General features: G+C 75.6%; 5 protein-coding genes. 1 reads left to right on the top strand and 4 read right to left on the bottom strand.

Annotated features, from left to right (window positions below; genetic code table 11):
- From HCJ92_RS21955 to HCJ92_RS21970, 4 genes are all read right to left on the bottom strand, one after another.
- On the bottom strand, positions 1-1,128 hold a 1,128-nt coding region (locus tag HCJ92_RS21955; protein ID WP_167935348.1), incomplete at its 3' end, for a DUF916 domain-containing protein.
- A 187-nt stretch (positions 1,129-1,315) separates the two neighbouring features.
- A complete protein-coding gene (locus HCJ92_RS21960; RefSeq protein ID WP_338054317.1) occupies positions 1,316-2,179 on the bottom strand; it encodes a M23 family metallopeptidase in 864 nt (287 codons plus the stop codon).
- Between the two features lie 147 nt (positions 2,180-2,326).
- Positions 2,327-2,926: an ArsR/SmtB family transcription factor gene (locus tag HCJ92_RS21965; RefSeq protein WP_420824757.1), complete on the bottom strand. Its 600-nt coding sequence runs from the start codon at positions 2,924-2,926 to the stop codon at positions 2,327-2,329.
- 244 nt (positions 2,927-3,170) lie between these two features.
- The gene (locus HCJ92_RS21970) at positions 3,171-3,962 is read right to left on the bottom strand and encodes a phosphatase (RefSeq protein ID WP_167935349.1); all 792 of its coding nucleotides are present in this window, start codon (positions 3,960-3,962) and stop codon (positions 3,171-3,173) included.
- 127 nt (positions 3,963-4,089) lie between these two features.
- Between HCJ92_RS21970 and speB the strand changes: the two genes are divergently transcribed.
- Complete coding sequence (gene speB, locus HCJ92_RS21975; RefSeq protein WP_167935350.1) at positions 4,090-5,115, top strand: agmatinase; 1,026 nt, start codon at positions 4,090-4,092, stop codon at positions 5,113-5,115.
- Positions 5,116-5,153: the final 38 nt, after the last annotated feature.

Here is a 5,153-nt window from a genome sequence, read left to right on the forward strand (position 1 = left end):
GGCCGCGCCTTCGGCGCGCGCCGCCGTCAGCGCGGCGGCCAGCCTGCGGCGGCGGGTCCGACGACGCCACCACCAGCCGCCGCCCAGCAGCGACAACGCTGCGAGCAGCCCGAGATGGGCCCAGGGGACCGCCAGGAACCGCACCTCGGCATGCGCCTCGCGCAGCGCCGCCTCCACGACGTCCTCGCCCACGGCGCTCTGCTCGCCGACGACCTCGGCGGTGAGCCGGCCCAGCGGCCACGCCTCGGCGGTGAAGGACTCCTCGCGACTGTGCTGCCCGGGCAGCACCTCCCGCTGTTCGGCCACCGGGCCCCCGGCGGCGTCCGTGCCGATGCCGAACGGGCCGGTCACCGCCACGGACTGGACCGAACCCAGACGCACGTTGCCGGTGTTGGCCACCGTCCAGGACACCTCGACCGTCCCGGGTCGGAAGGGGTTCCACGAGTGCCGGTAGCTCGCCGAGAGGTCCGCGATCTCCACCGCGGGCGCCACCTCGCCCGCCACGCGCAGGTGGACCCGGACCCCCACCCGGGCGTCCAGTGCTATCTCGTTGCCCTGTTCGTCCTCGCCCGCGGTGCGCACGGAGACCGCGATCCCCCCGGGGTGGTCGCCCGGCAGCGCGTCATCGGGGACGCGCAACGTGAACGGCACCACCGCGCTGCCACCCGCCTCCAGAGCGAGTTCGTCGTCGATGGTGATCCACGCCCCGCTGCCCACCGGTTCCTCGGACTCCGGGAGGAGGTCGAACTCCCCGGTCTCCACCACGACGCCGTCCGAGGCGGTGAGGGCGAAGGTCACCGGTCGCTCCGAGAAGTTGGTGACCTCCACGAAGTCCCGGTGTTCGGCGCCTGGTTCGAGCTCGGCCCGGATCGACACGCGTGCGTCGGCGCCGTCCTCGGCGGCGGGCACCACGCCCCAGGTCAGCCGTGCCTCACCGCCCTGCGCCGGTGCCGCGGCGGGGGAGGCAAAGGGGGGCACGGCCACCGCCGAGGCCGTCGGCGCGACGGCGGTCAGCGGCGCCGCCAGCGCCAGGCAGAGCGCGGCCGGTGCGAGCAGGCCGCGCACCACGGGCCGCGGGTGGGCGAGGGCGGTGGCCGGGCGGCCGGGGGAGCGGGGCTCGGAGCGCATCACGGGTCCTGTCGGGCGTCGGGCGGGGCCACTGGCCCCGGGGCACGCCCGGCAGGTTAGGAAGCCCGGGTGAACGACGACCCCGGCCGACCGGCCGCTGTGATGAACGCCGGGTGAGCGGGCGCCGGTCCGCCCGGCCGACCGGTCACCCGGCGTGCGGCGGCGCGGAGGTGCGCGGCCGACGGGCTCAGCCCGCCGGGTCGTCCGTCGGGCGGTCGGTCGGCGCCTCCGGGGTGAACTCCTCAGTGTTCGCGGGCACTCCGGTGCGTTCCGCCCCCGCCACGTCCCGGTAGCGCCAGGCGAACGGCAGGCCCCGTGCGGTGCGCACGTCGGGCCCGTCCATCAGCTGGTAGTGCAGGTGCGGGTGGGAGGAGTTGCCGGAGTTGCCGCACTCCCCGAGCTGCTGCCCGGCCGCCACCCGGTCCCCGACGCCGACCCGCAGGCTGCCGCGCCGCAGATGGGCCAGCACCGCGTACACGCCGTCGCCGAGGTCGAGCGTCACGTGATTGCCCAGCAGATGCCGGGACGCGCCCTGGCTCCGGGCGAAGCCCTCCAGCACGAGGAGGACGAGGCCGGGCAGCGACATCCGTGTCAGATGGTCCCGGCAGCGGTCCTCCGCCATGACGACGGTGCCCGCAGCGGGGGCGCTGAGCGGCTCACCGAACGACGGGTACCGCTCCGGTCGGCGCACCGGGGGCCACAGCCAGGTGAACGGCGGCTCCGGTGCCGCGTCGGGCCCGGACCGCAGCACGTCGATCGCGTAGGTCTGCGCATGGCTGTGGGTGTGGCTCGGGACCTTGGTCGCGGGGCTGTTGAGCGCGGTCCAGCGCCCGGAGAACGGCGCGGGGAGGACCACCGGCTCGGGGGCCGCCTCGCCCTTCCGGGGCGACTGCCGCCGCACCAGGGTCCACTGCGCCGCCAAGCCGGCGAGCAGGGTGGCCACGGACGCCAGGTAGAGGGCGACCGGGCCGTCGAAGGTCCCGGTGAGCACCATCACGACGGTGCCGGCGGTGGTGAGGACGCCGTGGCGTCTCCGGAGGCGGAGGAGCACGGAAGGTTCCTTTCCGGTGGTGCGGACGGGGCGCCGCCGCGTGGTGCGTGCCGAGCGACGCGCGCCCCGCGGTGAGCAGGCGGGGCGGGGTCGGATGCGGGGGCGGGTGGTCGACGGGCCCGCCGGACCGTCGGACCCCGGGCCGGGTCAGCCGCGTGCCGCGCCGAGCGTGACCAGCAGCGGTACCAGCCGGTGCGGCGGCACCTCGTAGCGCCCGCGGCCGGCGGCCTGCAACCAGCCGGCGGCGACGAGTTGCCGCAGGTGGTGGTAGATCTGCCCGGTCGTGCCGACGCCGTCGAGTTCGACCAGCTCCGCAACCGTGGAACGGCCCGCCAGGAGGCCCTGGATCAGGCGGAGCCGTACCGGTTGCCCGAGTGCGGCGACGGTGTCGGCCAGGGAGGTCCAGTCGCTCTCCAGCAGTGCGGCGGTGCCGAACGCCTGCTGCCACTCGGCCCGCCCGCCCGAGGGGCCGGCGGCGACGGTGCCGACGATCATCACGCCGCCGTCCGCCTCGCCCAGCTCCGCCAGTTCGGAGCGCAGCCGGTGCAGTGCCCAGAAGGCGTCGGGGTCGGGCAGGTCGCCGGTGGGGGCCGGTGGCGACGCGTCGACGGCCACCGCCTCCAGCGCCGCGACCCGTTCGGTCAGCGCGGTGAGGCGCTCCGCGAGCATCTCGGTGTCGGTGTCGGTGTCGGCACGGGCGTCGTCGGTGGTCGCGGCGCGGGGCGGGGTGGACCGGTCGCTCTTCATGAGCAAAGATTACGCAGATACGTAATCATCGAACAAGGGGTGGGGTCGATCTTCGGCCGCGCGGCGCGGACGAGCACGGCGCCTCGACGGCGGGCGCCGGGGGATCAGGGCGGAGGGACGCGCCGCGGCACCCGGCGGTGCGCGCCGAACGGGCTCGCGGAACGGACGCGGCGCCCACGCGGCGAGCGCCGGACAGAGGGGGAGCGGGGCGGAGCGGGACGGAGCGCAGGACGGAGGGCGGGCGTCAGCCCAGCTCGGCCGCCGCCAGCAGGTACGCCGTCATCGGCTCGTAGAACCTGGGGTTGACCACGTGGTCGTCCAGCGGGACGCAGACCTTCAGCGTCCCCTCGTGCTCGGCGAGGAACAGCGCGGGGTCGTTGGAGTCGGCGAAACCGACCGTGGTTATCCCGTGCTGCGCCGCGCACCCCGCCCAGCCGTGGTCGGCGAAGACCAGGTCCGGCAGCGCCTCGCCCTCCCGCGGCAGCGCGCCCAGGATCTCCGACATCGGCGCGGGCGAGTGAGTGTGCCACAGGGAGGCGCCGCGCTCGTACACCGCGACGCCCGCCAGCTGCGTGACGACCCCCTGGTCCGCGGTCAGGCCCAGCGGGACCCGCACCAGCTCGCACCCCGCCGCCCGCAGCGCGGCGGCGACCTGGGCGTGCACGTCGAGCAGTCCCCCCGGGTGCCCGGTCGCGGTCAGCACCCGCGCCCGGTCGGCCGCGGCCTTGCCCAGTTCGGCGGCGGCGCGGTCCAGCGCGGCGACCGTGAGCTCGGGGTCGATGGTGTCCTGGCCGGCGCGGTGGCCGGGGTCCTCGTTGACGCCGCAGAGCTCGGCCATCACCGCGAGGACGTCCTGCTCGTCGGCCCAGCGGTCACCGAGGTCCACCCCGAACCAGTAGTACGGGTTGCCATTGGCCAACTCGCGGTAGTGCGCCAGGTTGTTCTCACGGGGCGTGGCCACGTCGCCGGCGATGCGGGCCCCCACGAGGTGGTCGAGCAGCTCGTCACGGGAGGGCACACGCGAAACCGGAAACATGATCCCATTGTGGCGGTGGTCGCCCCGGGCGGCACCCTGGCGCCCGTACACAGTGGCCAAAACGTGACCGGCGGTTCCTGCACGCTGTCCAGCGACCCCGTGCCCACCGGGCGCCTACCCTGCGGGCATGTCCAACGAGCAACCGTCCGCAGCCCCCACCACCACCCCCGGCGCCGGGCCGCGCGGCCCCGTCGACTCCTCCCGCGTGCCCCGCTACGCCGGACCGGCCACCTTCGCCCGCCTGCCGCGGCTCGACGAGGTCGGCCGGGCCGACATCGCGGTCGTCGGGGTCCCCTTCGACAGCGGGGTCTCCTACCGGCCGGGCGCCCGCTTCGGCGGCAACGCGATCCGGGAGGCGTCCCGGCTCCTGCGTCCCTACAACCCGGCGCAGGACGCCTCGCCCTTCGCCCTCGCCCAGGTGGCGGACGCGGGCGACATCGCCGTCAACCCCTTCTCCATCGAGGAGGCGGTGGAGACCGTCGAGGCCGCCGCCGGTGACCTGATGGCGTCCGGCACCCGACTGGTGACGCTGGGCGGCGACCACACCGTGGCGCTGCCGCTGCTGCGTGCCGCCGCCCGGCGCCACGGCCCCGTGGCGCTGCTCCACTTCGACGCCCATCTCGACACCTGGGACACCTACTTCGGCGCGGAGTACACCCACGGCACGCCGTTCCGCCGCGCGGTGGAGGAGGGGATCCTCGACACCTCGGCCCTCTCCCACGTCGGCATCCGCGGGCCGCTCTACGGCCGCAAGGACCTCGACGACGACGAGAAGATGGGGTTCGGCATCGTCACCTCGGCCGACGTCATGCGGCGCGGCGTGGACGAGGTGGCCGACCAGCTGCGCGCACGCATCGGTGACCGCCCGCTCTACGTCTCCATCGACATCGACTGCCTGGACCCCGCGCACGCTCCCGGCACCGGAACGCCGGAAGCGGGGGGAATGACCTCGCGGGAGCTGCTGGAGATCCTGCGGGGGCTCGCGAGCTGCAACCTCGTCGGCGCCGACGTCGTGGAGGTCGCCCCGGCGTACGACCACGCCGAGATCACCGCGGTGGCCGCCTCGCACACCGCGTACGAGCTGACCACGCTCATGGCCCGCCGGATCGCGGCCGGGCGCGACGCCGGGGACGGCCCGGCAGCCGCAGGCTGACGGCGCGGGGCCGTCCCCGGGCGGCGGGCAGCCGGCGG

Source organism: Streptomyces spiramenti, from assembly GCF_012034385.1.
GTDB lineage: Bacteria > Actinomycetota > Actinomycetes > Streptomycetales > Streptomycetaceae > Streptomyces > Streptomyces spiramenti.

Excerpts from the sequence above, each read along its gene's own strand:
- speB (WP_167935350.1), top strand. The coding sequence starts at position 4,090 with ATGTCCAACGAGCAACCGTCCGCAGCCCCCACCACCACCCCCGGCGCC.
- HCJ92_RS21970 (WP_167935349.1), bottom strand. The coding sequence starts at position 3,962 with ATGTTTCCGGTTTCGCGTGTGCCCTCCCGTGACGAGCTGCTCGACCAC.
- HCJ92_RS21965 (WP_420824757.1), bottom strand. The coding sequence starts at position 2,926 with ATGAAGAGCGACCGGTCCACCCCGCCCCGCGCCGCGACCACCGACGAC.